The 837-nt window shown below is 67.7% G+C and carries 1 pseudogene and 1 other annotated feature; the pseudogene reads left to right on the forward strand.

Annotated features, from left to right (window positions below):
* Positions 1 to 41 precede the first annotated feature (41 nt).
* Positions 42 to 837 (forward strand): annotated as a pseudogene (locus B277_RS17175) (IS3-like element ISTesp1 family transposase); the annotation flags it as partial.
* Positions 341 to 475 (forward strand) — a sequence feature (AL1L pseudoknot). Its footprint overlaps the pseudogene before it by 135 nt.

Below are 837 nucleotides of genomic sequence, written 5' to 3' on the forward strand. Positions count from 1 at the left end.
GTTGGTTGGAGTCTCCATCGTTTGGAAACGAGGATGTACTCATGCCGAAGGACACCACCCCGGGGAAGCCGACCACGCGTCGCTACAGCCCCGACGAGAAGGCCGCTGCGGTGCGGATGGTCAGGACTCTGCGCGCAGAGCTAGGCACAGAGCACGGCACGGTCCAGCGCGTCGCCCAGCAGTTGGGGTACGGCACCGAGTCGGTGCGGTCCTGGGTCCGTCAAGCTGATATCGACGAGGGCCACGTCGCGGGCATCAGTACCAGTGACGCGGCGAAGATGAAGGCTCTGGAGCAGGAGAACCGTGAGCTCAAGCGCGCCAACGAAATCTTGAAGAGGGCCGCCAGTTTCTTCGGGGCGGAGCTCGACCGCCAGCACAAGAAGTAGCCGCGTTCATCGACGCCAACCGCGACGACGTCGTCGCGGGTCGGCGGCTGGGGGTCGAGCTCATCTGCAGCGTGCTGCAGGTGGCCCCCAGCAGCTACTACCAGGTCAAGAGCCGGCAGCCATCGGCCCGTGCCCGACGTGACGCGGTGATGGGCCCGGTGGTGCGGCAGCTGTGGGAAGCCAACTACCGGGTCTACGGGGCACGGAAGATCTGGAAGGCCGCGCGACGCTCTGGTCACGACATCGGCCGCGACCAGGTCGCCCGGCTGATGCGCGCCGAGGGTATCGAGGGCGTGCGGCGCACCAAGCGGGTGCGCACCACCACGCCAGACCCGGGCATGCCGCGGCACCCGGACCTGGTGGGCCGCGACTTCACCGCCACCGCGCCGAACCAGTTGTGGGTCACAGATCTGACCTTCGTGCCGACCTGGGCCGCGTCGCCTACGTCTGC

The organism is Janibacter hoylei PVAS-1 (assembly GCF_000297495.1).
GTDB lineage: Bacteria > Actinomycetota > Actinomycetes > Actinomycetales > Dermatophilaceae > Janibacter > Janibacter hoylei.